The organism is Xenorhabdus entomophaga, from assembly GCF_037996725.1.
Lineage (GTDB): Bacteria > Pseudomonadota > Gammaproteobacteria > Enterobacterales > Enterobacteriaceae > Xenorhabdus > Xenorhabdus khoisanae.
In genome coordinates, this window is sequence record NZ_JBBMXH010000005.1 from 54,888 (window position 1) to 77,329 (window position 22,442).

Consider the following 22,442-nt stretch of genomic DNA (forward strand, 5'->3'; position numbering starts at 1 on the left):
TCGTCCTGAACTGACCACAGAACGTTTCTTTAGCTGTCCGTTCTCCTCAGAGCCGGACGCGCGCATGTATAAAACCGGCGACCTCGGACGCTGGCTGCCCGATGGCAATATCGAATATCTCGGTCGCAACGATTTTCAGATCAAACTACGTGGTTTCCGCATCGAACCTGGCGAAATCGAGGCGCAGTTAATGCAGTGTCACGGTGTACGTGATGCGATTGTTCTTGCTCGTGAAATTGTTCTTGCCCGCGAAGATGAGCCAGATCAGAAACGTCTGGTCGCTTATTTACAGCCTCAGGAGGGTGTTGAGCTGGTTCCTGCCGATCTGCGCCAACAGCTCACGCAGCAGCTCGCCGACTATATGCTGCCCAGTGCCTTTGTGATGCTTGACACCTTCCCGTTGACACCGAATGGCAAGCTTGACCGGCAGGCGCTTCCTGCCCCGGATGCGTCTGCCGTGGTGACACATGACTATGAGCCGCCACAGGGAAGAATAGAAGCGGCCTTGGCACAGATTTGGCAGGACTTATTAGGACTCGCGCGTATTAGTCGCCACGACAATTTCTTTGAACTCGGTGGTCACTCGTTGATGGTGGTACGGCTGATAACACGCATAAAAAACCAATTTATGGTCAACATTCCTCTGACCTCGTTGTTCATTTCGCCCACATTGATGGAACAGGCCAACATCATCTTTTCGGCTCAAATGAACGAGGTAGGAGAAAACGAGATTGAATCAATGCAAAGCGATCTTGATTCAATGTCAGCAGAAGAACTAATGGCAATTTTAGGCGGGGACAATGAATAATGACAAGGCTTAACATGAATCTCGATGACTTGAAACGTGCGGTTCTGGAGAAAAGACTCGAAGAACAATTGAAAACCCATGGAAATCAGCAACAACAGTCATTGATAAAACAAGCGGATCGAAATCAACCATTACCGTTATCCTTCGCACAACAACGGTTATGGTTTCTCAGTCAACTCGATCCGGCGGCCAGTCTGGCCTACCATCTGCCGGTGATACTGCGCCTCAGTGGTCAACTCGACCACCATGCGCTGGTGACATCACTCGACTACCTAATTGCCCGCCATGAGAGCCTGCGTACTCGTTTTGTGCTGGTCGAAGGCCAACCCTGCCAGCACATCGAACCGGCCGATATTGGCTTTGCCCTGTCTTGCCATGACCTGCGTCAGTCAGACCCGGCCTTGCATACTGACCGTATTACCGAACTCATTGATACTGAGGCTCAGACCCCCTTCGATTTTACTCAGGGTCCGCTTATTCGCGGTCAACTGCTGCAATTGACCGACGAAGAGCATGTGTTACTGCTCACCCTGCATCACATTATCACTGATGGCTGGTCCATCGGTATTCTGGTGCAGGAACTGGGCGCCTTCTACCGTGCCGCTCTTGAAGACCACGAAGCTCCCTTACCATCGTTGCCCATTCAGTATGCTGACTATGCTGTCTGGCAGCACGATCAATTACAAGACAGACAGTTACAAGAAAAGCAATTACAAGGAAGCCGGTTGCAAGGCACTTCCCTCACAGAACAGCGTGATTTCTGGTGTGATCAACTCAAGAGTGCTCCGGCTTTATTAACGCTTCCCGCTGACCGCCCACGCCCGGCAGTACAGACCTATATCGGCGGCAAAGTTTCCTTTCATCTTGATGCCACTTTATTGGCATCACTTAAGGGGCTTGGGCAGCGCCATAACTCTACTCTGTTCATGACCGTGCTGACTGCCTGGGGTATCGTACTCGCCCGGCTTAGTGGTCAGGATGATATTGTGATTGGTACGCCAGTCGCTAACCGACCTCATCATGAACTTGAGGGATTGATTGGTTTCTTTGTCAACACGCTGGCTTTACGTGTCACATTAAATAACGACATCAGTGTGGCGGAGCTGCTTGCACAGGTTCGGGAGCGGGCGCTTGCCGCCTATGCCCATCAGGAGCTGCCTTTTGAGCAGGTTGTGGAAGCACTACAGCCTGAGCGCAGCCTCAGTTATAGCCCTATCTTTCAGGTGATGCTGGCCTTAAATAACACCCCGAGCCAAGAGTTGACATTACCGGGTTTGCAACTCACGCCGATTGAACAGGAACGTCGTGGGGCACATTTTGATTTAACGCTATCACTGAACGAAACTGAGACCGGCTTAATCGGTGATCTGGAATATGCTGCTGATTTGTTCGACTTTACCACCGTTGAGCGCATGGTCGGCTATTTGACGAACGTGTTAACGGCAATGGCCGTTGATGAGACACAAAGCGTTACCACTCTGCCAATGCTGCCAGCATCAGAACGGCAACAACTGCTGGTTGATTTCAATGCCACTCAGACGGATTTTCCGCAAAATAGGCTGATCCACCAGCTAGTTGAGGCTCAGGCATTAAAGAGTCCCAATGCCACTGCGGTGGTCTGTGAAGGTCAGACACTGAGCTATGATGAACTGAACCGCCACGCCAATCGTCTGGCCCATCATCTGATTGCGTTGGGCGTGCGTCCGGATGATCCGGTGGCCATCTGTGTTGAGCGCAGTCTGGAGTTGGTGGTGGGTCTGCTTGCCATCCTTAAAGCAGGCGGAGCCTATGTGCCGCTCGATCCCAACTATCCCGCCGAGCGGCTGGCCTATATGCTTGAGGATGCAGCCCCCGTGGTTTTACTGACCCAGACTGAATGGGCCGGCAAGCTGGGCAACTTTGTGCCCACTGTTCTTTTAGATACCGTTCTTTTAGATACCGTTCTTTTTGCGGATCTGACAACAGACTCTGTTCACAATCCGGACGCTCAGGCATTAGGTCTGACGTCACGCCATAGGGCATATATCATTTACACGTCAGGTTCAACAGGATTGTCCAAAGGGGTCATAGTTGAGCATCGCAGTGTCCTTCGCCTGATTATCAATAATGGTTTTGCCGATATCGGGCCAGATGACTGTATTGCCCATTGTGCCAATATTTCATTTGATGCGGCGGTCTGGGAAGTGTGGTCGGGTTTAGTCCATGGTGCCCGAATTCTGTTGATTCCAGAAAAAATCTTGCTACAGCCAACTCGCTTTGGTCAGTATTTGTCATCGGAAGGTGTCAGTGCGCTATTCCTTACCACGGCACTGTTTAACCAATATGCGAATTTGATAGCACCTGCTCTGTCGGGTTTGCGTTATGTCTTTTTCGGTGGTGAACAGACGAATACCCGTCCAGCCATCCACCTCAGGGCGGAACATCCACCAAAACACTTACTGCATATGTATGGCCCAACGGAGACAACCACGTTTGCCACTACCTATGAAATTCCTCTCATAGCAGAAGATGAAAGAAAAATCCCCATCGGCCAGCCGATCTCTAATACTCAGATTTATGTCCTTGATCCACATGGTCAGCCAGTTCCCCTTGGCGTGACAGGTGAAATTTATGTCGCTGGCGCGGGTGTTGCACGTGGTTATCTGAACCGCCCTGAACTCACTGCCGAGCGCTTCTTAACCGATCCGTTCTCCTCCGATCCGGATGCACGCATGTACAAGACCGGCGATCTGGGCCGCTGGCTGCCCGACGGCAATCTCGAATATATCGGTCGCAATGACTTTCAGATCAAACTTCGTGGCTTCCGCATTGAACTGGGTGAAATTGAAACTCAGCTCACTCAATGCCATGGCGTGCAAAAAGCGGTGGTTCTCGCTCGCGAAGAGGCTTTTTATGAACAAGCAGGTCATGAACAAACGGGGGGACAAAAACGTTTGGTTGCCTATGTACAGCCCCAGACAGGTGTTGAATTGGTTCCCGCTGAACTGCGCCAGCAGCTTGCCCAACACCTCGCTGAATACATGCTGCCCAGTGCTTTTATCATACTTGAGGCTTTCCCTCTGACCCCTAACGGTAAAACCGATCGTGACGCTCTTCCCGCTCCCGATGCGTCCGCTTTCATAGTACGCAACTATGAATCGCCGACGGGTGAAACAGAAATCGCTCTGGCGCAGATCTGGCAAAATTTATTGGGGCTTGAACACGTTGGCCGTTACGACCATTTCTTTGAACTCGGCGGTCATTCATTAATGATCGTCAGTCTGATCGAGGAATTACGTAACTTTGGCTGGCAACTTGATGTCCGTAATGTGTTCTCCACACCGATCCTCGCCGATATGGCACTGACTATCCAGCGTGACGCTGACACTTTTGTCGTGCCCCCTAACCGCATTCCAGAGGGCTGTACTGCAATCGTTCCTGATATGTTGCCACTGGTTGCGCTGTCTCAACCCCAGATTGATGCCATCATCGAAACCATTCCCGGCGGAGCCAGTAATGTGCAGGATATTTATCCGCTGGCACCGTTACAGGAAGGTATTCTGTTTCACTATTTGATGCAGGCACAAGGCGATACTTACTTGTTGCAAAGCTTACTGGCTTTCGATACCCGTGAACGTATTGATGTCTTTTTAGCCGCCTTGCAGCAGGTTATCGACCGCCACGATATTCTGCGCACCGCGGTTTACTGGCAAGGACTGGCACAGCCCGTTCAGGCGGTTTGGCGTCAGGCACCACTGGACATTCAGGTTTTTACGCCTGCCACAGAGAACGATATTCCTGCGCAGCTACGGACTCACACCGACCCACTCCGGCATCGTATTAACCTGAACCGGGCACCGCTGTTTGCTGCTGATATTGCTTATGATTCAGTGCAGGATGAATGGTTGTTGGCCCTGCGTTTTCATCATTTGGTCAGCGACCATATGACACTGGAATTAATTTTTGCTGAAATTGCGCTCATATTACAGGGGCATACAGACACGTTGCCCACAGCGCTGCCCTATCGTAATTTTATTGCCCAGACCCTGAGTGTGCCAGCGACAGAGCATGAAGCTTATTTTCGTGCACAGCTTGCCGATATTGACGCACCGACGGCACCATTTGGTGTGCTCTCAATACCGAATAATCAAGCACTGAACAACGATATAACGGACGACGATGAATCGATTACCGAAGCCCATCTTCCTCTCGATCCGATATTGGCAGAATCCATTCGCGCCCAGGCCCGATGCCTGAAAGTCAGCCCAAGCGTCCTGTTCCATGTTGCCTGGGCACAGGTGCTGGCACATACCAGCGGTCGTGATGATGTCGTTTTTGGCTCCGTGTTACTGGGGCGTTTACAAGGTGGTGCCGGGGCCAACCAAATACTGGGCATGTTTATCAATACGTTGCCAATACGCATTTCCCTTGCTGGTCGTAATGTACAGAATGTTGTGCGAGACACTTATCATAATTTGATGGCACTGCTGGAACATGAACAGGCCCCGTTGACGCTCGCACAAAGCTGTAGCGGCGTAGAGCAACCCATGCCGTTGTTCAGTACCCTGCTCAATTACCGCCATTCTCAAATCAGCGAAGAAAATGCGGTTAATGCGACTTGGTCAGGTATGCGCGTCATCTCAACCAAAGAACGGACTAACTATCCGATTATCCTATCGGTGGATGATTTGGGTGTTGGTTTTCATTTAAACACCCAAACGGTAGCCAGTATCGATCCGTCCCGTGTTATCCATTATCTGCTAACCGCGATTAGGGGGCTGGTTGAGGCTTTGGTTCATGACCCGCAACTATCGATTCTGAATATCCCGATCCTGCCAGAGACAGAACGGCAACAATTGCAGGTAGATTTCAACGCCACGCAGAGAGATTTCCCGCAAGATGCCCTCATCCACCCGCTTTTTGAGGCTCAGGTATTACAACGCCCCCATGCCACCGCCGTGGTCTGCGAAGGCCGGACAATGAGCTATGACGAACTGAACCAACGCGCCAATCGTCTGGCGCATCATTTGATTGCGCTGGGTGTGCGTCCGGATGATCGCGTTGCGATCTGCCTCGAGCGCAGTCTGGAAATGGTGGTGGGTTTGCTGGCTATTCTTAAGGCGGGAGGGGCTTATTTGCCACTCGATCCCACCTATCCGGCTGAACGACTGGACTATATGCTTGAGGATGCCACACCGGTGGCTTTACTGACCCAAACCCAGTGGCGCGATAAGCTCGCCAGCAGGTTGCCGACAATCCTGTTTGATGAACTCAACAGCCAGGCATCATTTCCGGTCAATAATCCGGATGTGCAGGCAACCGGGCTGACATCACGCCATTTGGCCTACGTGATTTATACGTCGGGTTCAACCGGACAACCAAAAGGGGTAATGGTTGAGCACCGCAATGTCCTTCGCCTGATCATTAATAATGGCTTTGCCGATATCGGCCCGGATGACTGCATTGCCCATTGCGCCAATGTGTCATTTGATGCAGCGACGTGGGAAATCTGGTCGGGTTTAGTCCACGGTGCCCGTATTCTGTTGATCCCGGAAAAAAAATTACTCCAGCCCGCCGATTTTGGTCAGTGCCTGTCATCGGAAGGAGTCAGTGCGTTGTTCCTCACCACGGCACTGTTTAACCAATATGCGAATTTAATTGCCCCTGCATTGTCAGGTTTGCGTTATGTACTTTTCGGCGGTGAACAGACGGATACCCGTGCCGCCCTCCGCCTCAGGGCTGAACATCCGCCACAACATTTACTGCATGTATACGGGCCAACGGAGACAACCACGTTTGCCACTGCTTATGAAATACCTTTCATAGCAGAGCAATACGGTGAAGGTGAAAGAAAAATCCCTATCGGTCGCCCGATATCAAATACCCAAACCTATATTCTGGACAAACAAGGCCAGCCGGTGCCTGTCGGCGTTGCCGGTGAAATTTATATTGCCGGTGCAGGCGTTGCACGGGGTTATTTAAACCGCCCTGAACTGACGGCTGAGCGCTTCCTTACCGATCCTTTCTCCTCAGATCCTGATGCCCGCATGTACAAAACGGGTGATCTTGGTTGTTGGCGTTCCGATGGCAATATCGAATATCTCGGTCGCAATGATTTTCAGATCAAACTGCGTGGTTTCCGTATTGAACTGGGGGAAATCGAAGCCGGGTTGAGGCAATGTCACGGCGTACAGGAAGCTATTGTCCTTATCCGTGAAGATGAGCAGAACCAAAAACGGCTGGTTGCTTATTTGTGTTCCCAGACCGGCGTTGAACTGGTTCCGGCTGAACTGCGCCGGCAACTCTCTTCGCACCTTGCAGACTATATGCTCCCCAGCGCTTTTGTAACGCTCGACGCTTTTCCGTTGACGCCCAATGGCAAATTTGACCGTCAGGCGCTTCCCCTTCCTGATTTATCTGCCATCGTCACCCACGAGTATGAAGCGCCGAATGAGGAAGAAGAAATCATTCTGGCCCAGATTTGGCAAGACCTGCTGGGATTGGAACGCGTGGGACGCCACGATAACTTTTTTGAACTCGGCGGTCACTCACTGATGATCGTGCAACTGGCAACACGCATACAAGACGAATTTCTGGTTGATATCCCCATTTCTTCGTTATTCCTTTCCCCCAAACTGGCAGAACAGGCCGGAATTATTTTTACAGCTCAAATGGATGCTATAGGGAAAAACGATATTGAATCGCTCCAGAACACGCTGGATTTAATGTCAGCAGAAGAACTGATGGCGGTGTTAGGTGGAGACAGTAACAAATGATAAGGACTAACATGAATCTCGATAATCTGAAACGTGCCGTTTTAAAAAAGAAAATTAAAGAACAACTACAAACGCAGAAGGATCAGAATCAAACGTATCAGAAACGGCCACCAATCAGGCAAGTTGCCCGTGATCTTCCTTTGCCATTGTCCTTCGCCCAGCAACGTCTGTGGTTCCTTAACCAACTCGATCCGGCCGCCAGTTTGGCCTATCATATCCCTGTTGCGTTGCGTCTGACGGGCCAGCTTCATCATTATGCCCTGACTGGCGCACTCAACTGCCTGATTGCCCGCCACGAAATTCTTCGCACCCGCTTTATGGTTATCGGGGGACAGCCCTGCCAGCATATTGATCCTGCCGATGTCGGCTTTGCGTTATCCTGTCAAGACCTGCGCTCATTGGATTCAGAAACACAGGCTCATCGCCTTGCCGAACTGACTTCCCTTGAGGCGCAGAAACCTTTCGACCTGACTCAGGGTCCGCTGATCCGCGGTCATTTGCTGCAAATGGCGGATGAAGAACATGTATTACTGATCACGCAGCATCATATTATTTCTGATGGCTGGTCTATTGGTGTGCTGGTGCACGAACTGGGTAGCCTCTATCGTGCTGCTCTCGACAATCAGGGTGATCCGTTTCCCTCTCTGCCCATTCAGTATGCTGACTATGCTGTCTGGCAGCGTGACTGGCTACAAGGTGATGTCCTTACTAAACAACGTGATTTCTGGTGTGCGCAACTCAAAGGTGCACCCGCTTTGTTGGATCTGCCCGCTGACCGGCCACGCCCGACCATACAGACTTATATTGCGGGCCAAGTCCCCGTTCAGTTCGATGCCGCCTTGCTGGAATCACTTAAATTATTCGGGCAGCGCCATCAGACGACCTTATTTATGACCATACTGGCGGCCTGGAGCATCGTACTTGCCCGGCTCAGTGGTCAGGATGATATTGTGATCGGTACACCGGTCGCTAACCGCCCGGATCACGAACTTGAAGGGTTGATTGGGTTCTTTGTCAATACGCTGGCCCTGCGTGTCACATTGAATGATACCGCCAGTGTTACCGACTTGCTTACGCACGTCCGTGAGCGGGCACTTGCCGCTTATGCTCATCAGGATTTGCCCTTCGAGCAAGTGGTGGAAGCATTGCAACCCGAACGCAGCCTCAGCTACAGCCCGGTTTTTCAGGTGATGCTGGCCTTAAACAACACGCCCGCCAAAACGCTAACGTTACCCGGCCTGCAACTCGCGCCCGCAGAACAGATACGCTACAGTACCCACTTTGATTTGACGCTATCGCTGACCGAAACTGAGGTTGGCCTGCTCGGTGAACTGGAATACGCCGTTGATTTATTCGATTCTGCCACTGTTGAACGCATGGTCGGCTATTTGAAACAAGTGCTGATCGCGATGACGACGGATGCAACACAAACCATTGCCACCCTGCCGATACTGCCGGCTTCGGAACGACAACAACTGCTGACAGAGTTCAACAACACTCAGGCAGATTTCCCACAGGATGCCCTTATTCATCAACTCTTCGAGGCACAAGCTACGCTTACGCCTAATGCCACCGCCATAGTATGCGGAGAGCAGTCACTCAGTTATACCGAACTGAATCACCGTGCCAATCTTCTGGCTTATCATTTGATTGCACAAGGTGTACGTCCGGATGATCGGGTAGCGATTTGTACCGAACGTAATCTGGACATGGTGACAGGCTTGCTGGCTATTCTTAAGTCTGGTGGTGCTTATGTCCCCCTCGATCCCGCTTATCCGGCTGAGCGACTGGCGTATATACTTGAAGACGCGGCTCCGATAGTGATACTGACGCAGACAACACTCTCAGACAAACTGATCAGTACCGTCCCCACGGTATTCATTGATAACCAAGAACCGTTTATTCAGGAATCATCGACAGACAATCCGGATGCCCGATCATTGGGCCTGACATCGCACCACTTGGCCTATGTGATCTACACCTCTGGCTCCACCGGACGACCAAAAGGGGTCGCCATTGCCCACCGTAATACGGTGAATTTCCTGATCTGGGCACAACGGACGTTCAGCCCTGAGGAGCTGGCTAATACCCTTTTTGCTACGTCACTTAATTTTGATCTGGCGGTTTATGAATGCCTTGCGCCCCTCATTTCTGGCGGCACGGTTCATATTGTTTCCGATGCCCTGTCATTAATCACCACAGGGCTGACGGCGACAAAGCCGTCGATCAGCCTAATCAATACCGTGCCGTCAGCCATTGCACATTTGATCGATGCCAATGCGATTCCTGCTGTAACCAAAACCATCAATTTAGCGGGTGAAGCCCTGAAACCGCATATTGTTGAGCAGTTGTTTGCCCGTTCTTCCGTACAGAACGTGTGCAATCTGTATGGTCCCTCAGAGACAACAACCTATTCAACATGGACACGCATGAATCGGGCAACCGGTTTTGGCACTCATATCGGGCGCCCGATCGCTAATACCCGAATCTATATCCTCGACACTTACGGTCAGCCCGTTCCTCTTGGTGTTACCGGTGAAATTCATATCGCGGGTGCAGGTGTCGCCCGGGGTTACTTAAATCGTCCTGAACTTACCGCTGAACGCTTCCTCATTGATCCGTTCTCCTCTGACCCGAACGCACGCATGTACAAAACCGGTGACCTCGGACGCTGGCTGCCCAGCGGCAATATCGAATATCTGGGTCGTAATGATTTTCAGGTTAAATTGCGTGGTTTCCGGATTGAATTAGGTGAAATCGAAGCGCAGTTAATGCAGTGTCATGGTGTGCGCGAAGCTGTCGTTGTGGCCCGCGAAGATATATCTGCTGAAAAAACCGTCGGCCAGAAGCGATTGGTTGCTTACCTGCTGGCTCAGGATGGTGTTGAATTGGTTCCTGCGGAATTACGCCGGCAACTCTCTTCGCACCTTGCCGAGTATATGCTGCCCAGTGCCTTTATGGTTCTCGACGCTTTCCCATTGACCCCCAACGGCAAACTCGACCGTCAGGCACTTCCTGCACCTGATTCATCTGCCATGGTGGCACGTGGCTATGAAGCGCCGACCAGCGAGTTAGAAATCGCGTTGGCCCGGATCTGGCAGGATTTGCTGGGATTGGAGCAAGTCGGTCGTCATGACCATTTCTTCGAACTCGGTGGTCATTCACTGATGATTGTCAGCCTGATTGAACAACTGCACAACCTCGGCTGGCGGCTTGATGTGCGCAGTGTATTCGCCACACCTGTCCTGAGTGAACTGGCGCAAGCTATTCTGACATACCAGAACAATACTTCTGCTTTCGTGGTGCCAGCCAATCTTATCCGCGAAGACAGCATCACCATCACACCTGATATGTTGCCACTGGTTTCACTGTCTCAGGCGGAAATCAATGCCATTATTGAAACTATCCCCGGCGGGGTAAGTAATATACAGGACATTTATCCGCTGGCACCATTGCAGGAAGGAATTCTATTCCATCACTTATTGCAGACACAAGGTGATGATTATCTGCTGCAAAGTTTGCTGGCCTTTGATACCCGTGAGCGTCTCGATGCCTTTTCAGGCGCGTTGCAACAAATCATCGACCGCCATGATATTCTGCGTACTTCTGCTTATTGGCAAGCGCTGGCCCAACCTGTTCAGGTGGTCTGGCGTCATGCGCCATTGTGTATCAACGTCTTTACTCCGATTACAGTGGACGACGTTCCATCGCAATTATGTGCTCACACCGATCCCCGCAGGAATCGTCTTGACCTGAGCCGCGCCCCACTGTTTGCTGTGGATATAGCCCACGATCCGGTACAAAGTGAATGGTTGTTGTCCTTACGTTTTCACCATCTGGTCAGCGACCATGTGACATTAGAGTTGATCTTCGCTGAAATTGCTCAGGTGTTGCAGGGAAATACCGCAATGCTGCCCGCTGCTCTGCCTTATCGCAACTTTATCGCCCAGACTTTAAGTGTGCCGGGCACAGTGCATGAAGACTATTTCCGCACCCAACTTGCCGATGTTGTTGAGCCAACAGCACCATTCGGGATACTCAAAGTACACAGCGATAGCAGCGCCATCAACGAATCCCGTCTCCCGCTCGATCCCGCTTTGGCGAAGAATATTCGCGCGCAGGCCCGTCGTCTGGGTGTCAGCCCCAGCGTACTGTTCCATGTCGCCTGGGCACAGGTGTTGGCACATACCAGCGGTCACGACGATGTGGTCTTTGGTTCGGTATTATTGGGCCGCCTACAGGGAATTTCAGGGGTTAAACGAACACTGGGTATGTTCATCAATACCCTGCCGATGCGGATTTCCCTGACAGGACGCAGTGTGCGGGAAGTCATACAGGCCACCTATCGCAATCTGACAACATTGCTGGAACATGAACAGGCACCGTTGGCGCTGGCACAACGATGCAGTGGTGTGGCACAACCCATGCCGCTGTTCAGTGCTTTGCTGAATTATCGCCACAGTCAGGCCAGTGAAACCGAAGCCGCTGACACGGCGTGGACAGGGATGCGTATTCTGGCTGCTGAGGAACGAACCAACTATCCCATCACCCTGTCAGTGGATGATCTGGGATTGGGTTTCCATCTGATGGCTCAAACTGTACCCGGGATCGACCCTGCCCGCGTGACTCAATATCTAATCACTGCTATCAGTGGGCTGATTGATGCCTTAGCCCATGATCCGCAACAACCCATTCTGCAAGTGCCGATTTTGCCGGCTGCGGAGCAACAACAACTGTTGGTGGATTTCAACGCTACCCAGACAGACTTCCCACAAGATGTTTTGATCCATCAATTATTTGAAATTGAAGCCGCACGTCATCCCACTGATATTGCAATGGTATGTGGAGAACAATTACTCAGCTATGAAGCGCTGAATCGCCGTGCCAACCGTTTAGCACATCATTTAATTGCGCTGGGTGTAAGGCCGGACGATCGGGTAGCGATATTTGTCGAACGCAGTCTGGAGATGGTGGTGGGGCTGCTTGGTATTCTCAAGGCCGGCGGTGCTTATGTGTCGCTTGATCCGGCTTATCCCACTGAACGGCTGGTTTATATGCTTGAGGATTCCGCCCCCGTAGTGCTGCTGACCCAACAAGCAATTCAGCAAACGGGGGGCCTGAATACTACATTTATCGATCTGAATACATGTATCGGCCCTGAGTCTACAGATTCTATACCCATCGTCATGCTCGACACCCAAGAACCGTTTATGGAAACACAGCCGGAACATAACCCGGAAGTGCCGGATCTGGCTGCTCACCATCTGGCCTATGTTGTTTATACGTCCGGTTCAACAGGTATCCCCAAAGGCGTAATGAGTAGCCACCGGGCTTTGTGCAACCGGTTGTTGTGGTTCGTGCGTGATATCGCAACATCCTCATTGACCACAGCGCTGAAAACCAGCATCAGCTTTGTCGATTCGATCACGGAAACACTGGGCACGTTGCTGGCTGGCGGTAAGCTGGTGGTTTTCAACAACCATGAAGTGAAAGATCCTGTTCGTTTCTGTGAAGGCTTGCAGCACTTTGATGTTAACCTTTTGGTGGTCGTACCTTCACTATTGAAGCTCCTGATACGGGATCGTAATGATAATGGTCATTACCTGAAATCAATCAGGACATTGATTTGCAGCGGAGAACGGCTTGCCCCTGAACTGGCACGGCAGGTGGTGGCAGAATACCCCTGGATTCGGCTACTGAATTTTTATGGCTCGTCTGAAATTAATGGTGATGCTACGTGGTATGAATACAGCGCGACGCCCGGCATACCCGAGGCTTCGGTGATTGGCCGCCCCATCGCCAATACCCAAAGCTATATTCTCGATACTCACGGTCAGCTTGTTCCTTTTGGCGTAACAGGTGAAATCTATATTGCTGGTGCAGGGGTTGCCCGTGGCTATTTGAATCGTCCTGAGCTGACCGCTGAACGTTTCTTTAACGATCCTTTCTCTGCAAATCCAGACGCCCGTATGTACAAAACCGGCGATCTCGGCCGTTGGCTGCCTGATGGCAATATCGAGTATCTCGGTCGCAATGATTTTCAGGTCAAACTGCGCGGCTTCCGGATTGAACTGGGTGAAATCGAGGCCCAACTGATGCGGTGTCACGGAGTACGTGAAGCCGTCGTTGTTGTCCGAGAAGAAATAATTGTCCGCGAAGATGAACCGAATCAGCAGCGGCTGGTTGCCTATCTGCGGCCACAGGATGGTGTTGAACTGATTCCCGCTGAACTGCGTCAGCAACTCGCCCTGCACCTCGCTGAATATATGTTGCCCAGTGCTTTTATGATGCTTGAAGCTTTCCCATTAACGCCCAATGGTAAACTTGATCGTAAGGCACTCCCTGCCCCGGATTCATCTGCGGTGGTAACACGCAGCTATGCAGCGCCAGTCGGTGAAACAGAAACCTCTTTGGCACAAATCTGGCAAGACTTATTGGGACTGGAGCAAATTGGCCGTAATGACCATTTCTTCGAACTCGGAGGTCATTCCCTGCTGGCCGTCCAGCTTGTAGCACGCATTCGTCAAGTGTTGGCGCGAGAGTTGCCATTACAGAAGATCTTCGACCGACCGATCCTGATGGCGCTGGCTCACACAATTACTGAGGCTGCCACAACGACGCAAGCCATTATCCCCGTCGCTGATCGCAGCCAGCCGCTGCCTCTGTCATTTGCCCAACAGCGTCTGTGGTTTCTGGGACAACTCGATCCGGCCGCCAGTCTGGCCTATCACATCCCTGCGGCACTGCGCCTGACCGGTTCGCTTAATCGTCAGGCTTTGATTACTGCCCTTGATCGTCTGATTGCCCGTCATGAAGGCTTGCGTACCCGCTTTGTGTCGGTTGAAGGGCAACCCTGCCAACACATCGACCCTGCCGATATCGGTTTTTCTCTGTCCTGCCATGACCTGCGCCAGATTGATCCCGATTTGCACGCCAGCCGTGTCGCTGAACTTGTTGATACCGAAGCCCGAACCCCCTTCGATTTTGCTCAGGGTCCGCTTATTCGCGGTCAACTGCTGCAACTGACCGATGAGGAGCATGTGTTACTGCTTACCCTGCATCACATTATCACTGACGGCTGGTCTATTGGTGTGCTGGTGCGCGAGCTGGGGGTTTTCTACCGTTCGGCCCTTGACGGCCATGATGATCCCTTACCTCCGCTGCCCATTCAATACGCCGATTATGCCGTCTGGCAACGTGGCTGGCGGCAAGAGGCGACACTGACTGCACAGCGTAATTTCTGGTGTACCCAGCTTGAGGGTGCTCCGGCTTTACTGGCACTGCCGACTGATCGCCCGCGTCCATCGGTACAAACTTATGTTGGCAGCCAGGTTTCCTTCCATCTTGATGCCACATTACTGGCATCACTTAAGGGGCTGGGACAGCGCCATAACGCCACTTTGTTTATGACTGTGCTGAGCGCATGGAGCATCGTGCTTGCCCGACTCAGTGGTCAGGATGATATTGTGATTGGCACCCCCGTTGCCAACCGCCCACATAATGAACTTGAAGGATTGATTGGTTTCTTTGTCAATACGCTGGCTTTGCGTGTCAGGCTCAATAATAAGCTCAGCGTTGCTGACTTGCTCGCACTGGTTCGGGAGCAGGCACTCGCGGCCTATGCCCATCAGGATCTGCCTTTTGAGCAAATAGTGGAAGCATTACAACCTGAGCGCAGCCTCAGTTACAGCCCAATCTTTCAGGTGATGCTGACGTTAAATAACACACCAGCCCAGAAGCTAGTATTACCCGGTTTACAGCTCGCATCAATTGGGCAGGCACATCATGGCGCCTATTTTGATTTAACGTTATCACTCACCGAAACTGAGTCTGGTTTGGTTGGCGTTCTGGCTTATGCCGCTGACCTGTTTGATTTCACAACAGCCGAACGTATGACTGGCTATCTGGCAAATATACTGGCTGAGATGGCTTCTGATGAGACGAAGGCGATTGCTGCTCTGCCGATGCTGCCGGAATCGGAAAAACAACAATTGTTGGTGAATTTCAATGCCACTCAGACCGACAGACCACAAAACACCTTAGTTCACTCACTGTTTGAAACTCAGGCCGCCCGGCAGCCTGATGCGACAGCCGTGATGTTTGGTGATCAAACTATGAGCTATGGCGAACTCAACCGCCGCGCTAACCGTTTGGCGCATCATCTGATTGCGCTGGGTGTAAGGCCGGATGAAAGGGTGGCGATTTGTGTTGAACGCAGTCCGGAGATGGTAGTGGGGTTACTCGCCATTCTCAAGGCCGGTGGTGCTTATGTCCCGCTCGATCCCGCCTACCCGACCGAACGACTGGCGTATATGCTCAGGGATTCAGCACCGGTAGCTTTACTTACCCAGACAACGCTTGCTGATACATTGAACCATGCCGTGCCTGCCGCCGGATACACTACCGTGTTACTCGATGCCCCCCAAATCTATCTGTCTGAACAGCCAATCCATAACCCGGACACACAGGCATTGGGGCTGGCATCACATCACCTGGCCTATGTGATCTACACATCAGGCTCGACCGGATTACCCAAAGGGGTAGAAATGCCGCTGGCGGCCTTGTCAAACCTGCTGCAATGGCACCGTCAGGCGCCTTCACATCCCGCTGGAACCGGTAAGACCCTGCAATTTGCCGCGCTGGGATTTGATGTCGCCTTTCAGGAAATATTTACCACCCTGTGTGAAGGCGGCGGTCTGGTTCTGATTAATGAAACCATGCGTCGGGAGCCTCAGCAGCTCTTCCGGTTAATTCAGCAAAAACGAATAGATCGTATTTTCCTGCCCTACATCGCCCTCCAGCATCTTGCAGAAGCCGCCAGCAACAGTGATGACGACTTTTCCTGTCTGGCCCATATTATTACTGCCGGTGAGCAATTGCGCATTACACCCGCCATTCAGCGTTTCCTGCAACGGGCTGGCAACTGCCAGTTACACAATCACTATGGCCCGACGGAAAGCCATGTTGCGACCTCCTATATATTGGACAGGGAGAGTGACCACTGGCCAACGTTGCCCCCCATCGGTCGCCCGATAGCCAACACACAAATCTATATTCTTGACCAATATGGTCAGCCTGTTCCCCTTGGCGTAACAGGGGAAATCCATATCGCTGGCGCGGGGGTTGCCCGTGGTTATCTGAACCGTCCTGAACTCACTGCCAGCCGTTTTCTTTCCGATCCGTTCTCCGCGATCCCCGATGCCCGTATGTACAAAACCGGCGACCTCGGACGCTGGCTGCCTGATGGCAATCTTGAATACCTCGGCCGCAATGACTTTCAGATCAAAATACGCGGTTTCCGTATTGAGTTGGGTGAAATCGAGGCCCAACTGATGCGGTGTCACGGGGTGCGTGATGCGGTTGTTCTTGCCCGCGAAGATGAGCCGGATCAGAAACGTCTGGTCGCTTATCTGCGTCCACAGGAGGGGGTTGAGCTGGTTCCCGCTGAACTGCGTCAGCAACTCACCCAACATCTTGCCGAGTATATGCTGCCCAGTGCTTTTGTCATGTTAGCGGCTTTCCCGTTAACACCTAACGGGAAACTTGACCGTAAAGCGCTTCCTGCCCCGGATTCATCTGCCGTAGTGACGCGTGGTTATGCAGCACCTGTCGGTGAAACCGAAACCGTTCTGGCGCAGATCTGGCAAGCGTTGCTGGGACTGGAACGGGTTGGACGCCATGACCACTTCTTTGAACTCGGTGGTCATTCCCTGCTGGCCGTTCAGCTCGTTGCACGTATACGTCAGGCGCTGGCCCGGGAGTTGCCGTTACAACAACTCTTTGCCCAACCTATCCTGATGGATTTGGCCCATACCATTACTGACGCGGCTGCAACGACTCAGGCCCTTATCCCTGTTGCTGACCGGAGCCAGCCATTACCTTTGTCTTTTGCCCAACAGAGTTTGTGGTTTCTGGGACAACTCGATCCTGCGGCGAGTCTGGCTTACCATCTTCCTTCCGCACTGCGCCTGACCGGTTCGCTCAATCGTCAGGCTTTGACCATGGCATTTGATCGTCTGGTTGCCCGCCATGAGAGTTTGCGTACCCGTTTTGTTCTGGTGGAAGGCCAACCCTGCCAACATATCGATCCTGCTGATATCGGCTTCGCCCTGTCCTGCCATGACCTGCGTCAGCTTGATCCGGCTCTTCATACCCGCCATGTGACTGAACTTGCTGATCTTGAGGCGAAAACGCCCTTTGATTTTGCTCAGGGGCCACTTATTCGCGGTCAACTGCTGCAACTGACCGATGAGGAGCATGTGTTACTGCTCACCCTGCATCACATTATCACTGATGGCTGGTCTATTGGTGTATTAGTACGCGAACTGGGTATCTTCTACCGTGCTGCCCTGTATAACCACGATGATCCTTTACCGCCATTGTCCGTTCAGTATGCTGATTATGCCGTCTGGCAACATGAACAATTGCAAGGGGCTGCCCTCGCTGAACAACGTGATTTCTGGTGTACCCAACTTGAGGGCGCACCAGCGTTACTGACACTGCCTGCTGATCGCCCACGTCCATCGGTACAAACTTATGTTGGCGATCAGGTTCCCTTCCATCTTGATGCTACATTACTGGCATCACTTAAAGGACTGGGACAACGCCATAACGCCACCTTGTTTATGACTGTGCTGAGTGCATGGAGTATCGTGCTTGCCCGACTCAGTGGTCAGGATGATATTGTGATTGGTACGCCGGTGGCCAATCGCCCACATCATGCACTTGAAGGAATAATGGGTTTCTTTGTCAACACGCTGGCCCTGCGCATCAAATTCTATGATGGACTCAGTGTGGCTGATATGCTTGCACAGGTCCGGGAGCAGGCGCTCGCGGCCTATGCCCATCAGGATTTGCCTTTCGAACAGGTGGTGGAAGCACTACAGCCTGAGCGCAGCCTCAGTTACAGCCCAATCTTTCAGGTGATGCTGGCCTTAAATAACACGCCGGCTCAAGAACTGGCTTTACCTGAACTACAGTTCACACCATTTGAACAAATGCACCATAGCACTCACTTTGATTTGACATTATCATTAGCCGAAACTGAAGCTGGTTTGGCTGGTGCTCTGGCCTATGCGGCTGATTTGTTCGACTCTACTACCGTTGAGCGTATGGTTGGTTATCTGACAAATATACTGGCAGCGATGGCGGCTGATGAAACGCAAGCCATTGCCACTCTGCCAATGCTACCGAAATCAGAACACCAACAATTGTTGGTGAACTTCAACGCCACTCAGACGCATTTTCCGCAGGATGCCTTAATCCACCAGCTATTTGAGGCTCAGGCGGCACAACGCCCTGACGCTATTGCGGTGATGTTTGGCGATCAAATCATTAGCTATGGCGAACTCAACCGTCGCGCCAATCGTCTGGCTCATCATCTGATTGCATTGGGTGTGCGTCCTGATGATCGGGTCGCCATTTGTCTCGAACGCAGCCCCGAAATGATTGTGGGTTTACTCGGCATCCTTAAAGCGGGTGGTGCCTATGTTCCGCTTGATCCGGCCTATCCCACTGAACGGCTGGTATATATGCTCGAAGATGCCGTCCCCGTAGTATTACTGACTCAGGCAGCACAGAGCGACAGACTGCATGACACTGTGTCTATGTTATTACTTGATATACAAGATATTTCTCTGGAGGGACAACCGGAGCACAATCCGGAAGCCCGAATGTTGGGGCTGACTTCACGCCATCTGGCATATGTGATCTACACGTCCGGCTCGACAGGGCAACCCAAAGGGGTAATGGTTGAGCACCGCAGTGTTAACCGGTTGGTTATCAATAACGCTTATGCGGATATCGGTGTGAATGACTGCGTAGCCCATTGTGCCAATATTGCTTTTGACGCATCGACCTGGGAAATTTGGTCAGCCCTGTTAAACGGTGGGCGTTTGCATGTGGTTTCACAATCCGTACTGCTTGATCCGGTGCGTTTTTGTGATTCACTCATCAAGGGGCAAGTGACCGCCCTATGGTTAACCGCAGGCTTATTCAACGAGTATCTCGATATGCTCACCCCTTTATTTGGACAGTTACGCTATCTGCTTGTCGGTGGCGATGTTCTCGATCCGAAGAAAATCCAACGTGTGCAGTTAGCTGAGTCACAACCCGCACATCTCATTAACGGATACGGCCCAACAGAAACTACAACGTTTGCTGCAACTTATACTATTGCATCACCCGTTAATGTTACCCGCTCTATTCCGATCGGGCGTCCAATTGCCAATACTCAGATTTATATCCTTGATCCGTATGGTCAACCGGTTCCCCTTGGTGTCACAGGTGAAATCCATATCGCTGGTGCAGGGGTTGCCCGTGGCTACCTGAACTCCCCTGAGCTTACCGCTGAACGTTTTCTGGCCGACCCGTTTTCCTCAGATTCGGATGCCCGCATGTATAAGACCGGCGATCTCGGCCGTTGGCTACCCAATGGTAATATCGAATACCTCGGCCGCAATGATTTTCAGGTCAAATTGCGTGGCTTCCGAATTGAACTCGGTGAAATAGAAACCCGGCTTGCACAGTGTTACGGTGTGCGCGAAGCCGTGGTTATTGCCCGCGAAGATGCTTTTTATAAGAAAACAGGTTATGAAAAAACAGGGGGGCAAAAACGACTGGTCGCTTATTTGCTGCCTCAGACAGGTATTGAATTAGTGCCGGCCGAACTGCGCCAGCAACTCACCCAACATCTCGCTGAGTACATGATACCCAGCGCCTTTGTAACGTTAGAGGCTTTCCCATTGACACCCAACGGTAAACTTGATCGTCAGGCGCTCCCTGCCCCTGATTCGTCCGCTATTGTAGTACGTGGTTATGCTGCCCCGATGGGGAAAACTGAGACAACTCTGGCTCAGATTTGGCAAGATTTATTGGGACTGGAACGAATCGGCCGCTATGATCATTTCTTTGAGCTTGGCGGTCACTCATTGCTCGCGGTACAACTATTGAATCGTATGCGTGAACAAGACATGGAAGTTCCGCTGACCGCTTTGTTCGCACACCCGACGTTGTGCTCACTGGCTCTGGCTGCCAGTGAGCACCTTGCTGCTCTACCTGTATCGCCTTTTGATGCGAACCCCGTACCATTAAGCCCGGCTGGTTCTTTGCCACCCCTATTTCTGGTGCATGAAACTTCCGGTGATCCTTTGGTTTATTCACCACTGGCGGCCTTACTGCCACCAGAACTCCCCGTTTATGCGTTGCAGGCGCTTGGCATTCACACACTTGAGCATCCACCGGTGTCAATTGAGGAGCTTGCGGCCAGTCACATTCAGGCAATCCGTCGTCTCCAGCCACAAGGTCCGTATCGTCTGGCCGGATGGTCAATTGGTGGCTTGATTGCCTATGAAATAGCTCAGCAACTTACGAGTGACGGAGAGACGGTAGAGTTTCTCGGGCTGATTGATTCTTATCATCATGCCAATAACAGTTTTTCTGAAGAGAGAGATGAACTGTCAATGATTACTGACCAGCCTGTAGATAAGGAAGCAGGACAAATTGAGTTCATCATTGACTCACTGCGTACTCACGAACGTGTTAAAGACGAACAGGTATTGGCAGAGCTGTACAAACTCAGCACATTGGAGCAGGTGATTGATCACTGCATAGCACACCAATGGTTGCCGGCTAATATCACACGAGAAGATGTCCTCATTCGTTTATATACTGCTGAGCTGATTACGCAGCTTGGTCAGGACTATAACGCGCCGAAATCATCCTTACCTATCCATCTTTATACAGCAGATGAGTTAAACAACGGGGATATTTGGCGGGGTTGGCATGATATTGCCGGCCAAAATTCAGAACTCCACACGATCGGCGGGACGCATTTTTCCATGATGCACCCTCCTTTACTGAATCAGATAGCGGATTCAATCACCGAACACGTGCGGGCCGTTCCTGTTTTTGATCCACGCGTTATCATTCAACTGGGATCTAAATCGGTATCGCCGCTATTCTGCATGCCCGGTGCGGGGGCCAGTCCTTCCAGTTTGCTCGAACTGGCACTGTCATTCCCACAGCCACTCCCGATATACGCTTTACAGGCACGTGGCTTTACCGTCGAGCATAATTATCCTTATACCAGCGTTGAAGGCGCTGCCCGTGCCTATATTCAGGTTATCCGTGAAACCCAGCCTCATGGCCCTTATCACCTGCTAGGGCATTCTTTTGGTGGCTGGATTGCTTTTGAGATGGCTTTACAATTACAGGCTGAGGGGGAACAAGTCTCCGACCTCATTCTTATCGATACTGATGAACCTGACCAGCAAGGCAGCGCCCGCAAGTCAACCAATTATATTGAAACGATCATGGAGTTGATTGATATCTACGATATGATATTAAACCAGCCCCTTCCGCTCACCAGACAAGATTTTGATCATCTGGAGCCGGATGAACAGATCCAATTCCTACACAGTGCCTTGGTGAAAGCCGGTCTCTTCCCGGTCAAAACGCCAATATCACTGCTACAGGGAGTCATCCGCGTTATGCAGGCCAACCTGAACACCCGCTATATTCCCCGTACACGTTATGAGGGACTTGTTCACCTGATCAGTGCAGAGAACGGGGATATTGATGAAAGGAAAACCCGCGAAACCCAGTGGAGCACTCACGTTGCTAAACTGAACACGATGCTTGCTCCCGGTAATCATATGACCATGTTGTCCACACCACAGGTTGGACACTGGCTGACTCAGCTATGGCAGACACTGGATTACACCAATAACCCAAATTCTGCGTTCTTGTTCGGAAAGAGAAAACCTTACTGATTTATTCAAACCGCCCTGAGTCAGGGCGGTTAAATGACGGTTTATTCAGGTTTGGCATTTATTCATTAATCACTGTAAAGTTGCAAAATCGTATGTATGAGCAAAACA

At 51.5% G+C, this 22,442-nt stretch carries 3 protein-coding genes (1 of these 3 only partly in view); all 3 read left to right on the forward strand.

Annotation, left to right across the window (positions count from 1 at the left end):
* Tightly spaced (each overlapping or abutting the next), the 3 genes in view from AAC854_RS01780 to AAC854_RS01790 form a layout consistent with a single transcriptional unit that may run on beyond the window.
* Positions 1-808, forward strand: the 3' end of a protein-coding gene (locus AAC854_RS01780) for a non-ribosomal peptide synthetase (protein WP_340615636.1). Its footprint begins 22,004 nt before the window's first position; the window shows 808 of its 22,812 coding nt (coding positions 22,005-22,812); its start codon lies off the left edge, out of view; its stop codon occupies positions 806-808.
* Positions 808-7,563: an amino acid adenylation domain-containing protein gene (locus AAC854_RS01785; RefSeq protein ID WP_340615637.1), complete on the forward strand. Its 6,756-nt coding sequence runs from the start codon at positions 808-810 to the stop codon at positions 7,561-7,563. Before AAC854_RS01780 ends, AAC854_RS01785 begins: the two co-directional genes overlap by 1 nt.
* On the forward strand, positions 7,560-22,334 hold the full coding sequence (locus AAC854_RS01790; RefSeq protein ID WP_340615638.1) for a non-ribosomal peptide synthetase: 14,775 nt from the start codon (positions 7,560-7,562) through the stop codon (positions 22,332-22,334). Before AAC854_RS01785 ends, AAC854_RS01790 begins: the two co-directional genes overlap by 4 nt.
* The last annotated feature ends 108 nt before the right edge of the window (positions 22,335-22,442 follow it).

What these genes read in the sequence shown, in the direction of transcription:
- AAC854_RS01790 (WP_340615638.1), top strand. Translation starts at nt 7,560, where the DNA reads ATGATAAGGACTAACATGAATCTCGATAATCTGAAACGTGCCGTTTTA.
- AAC854_RS01785 (WP_340615637.1), top strand. Translation starts at nt 808, where the DNA reads ATGACAAGGCTTAACATGAATCTCGATGACTTGAAACGTGCGGTTCTG.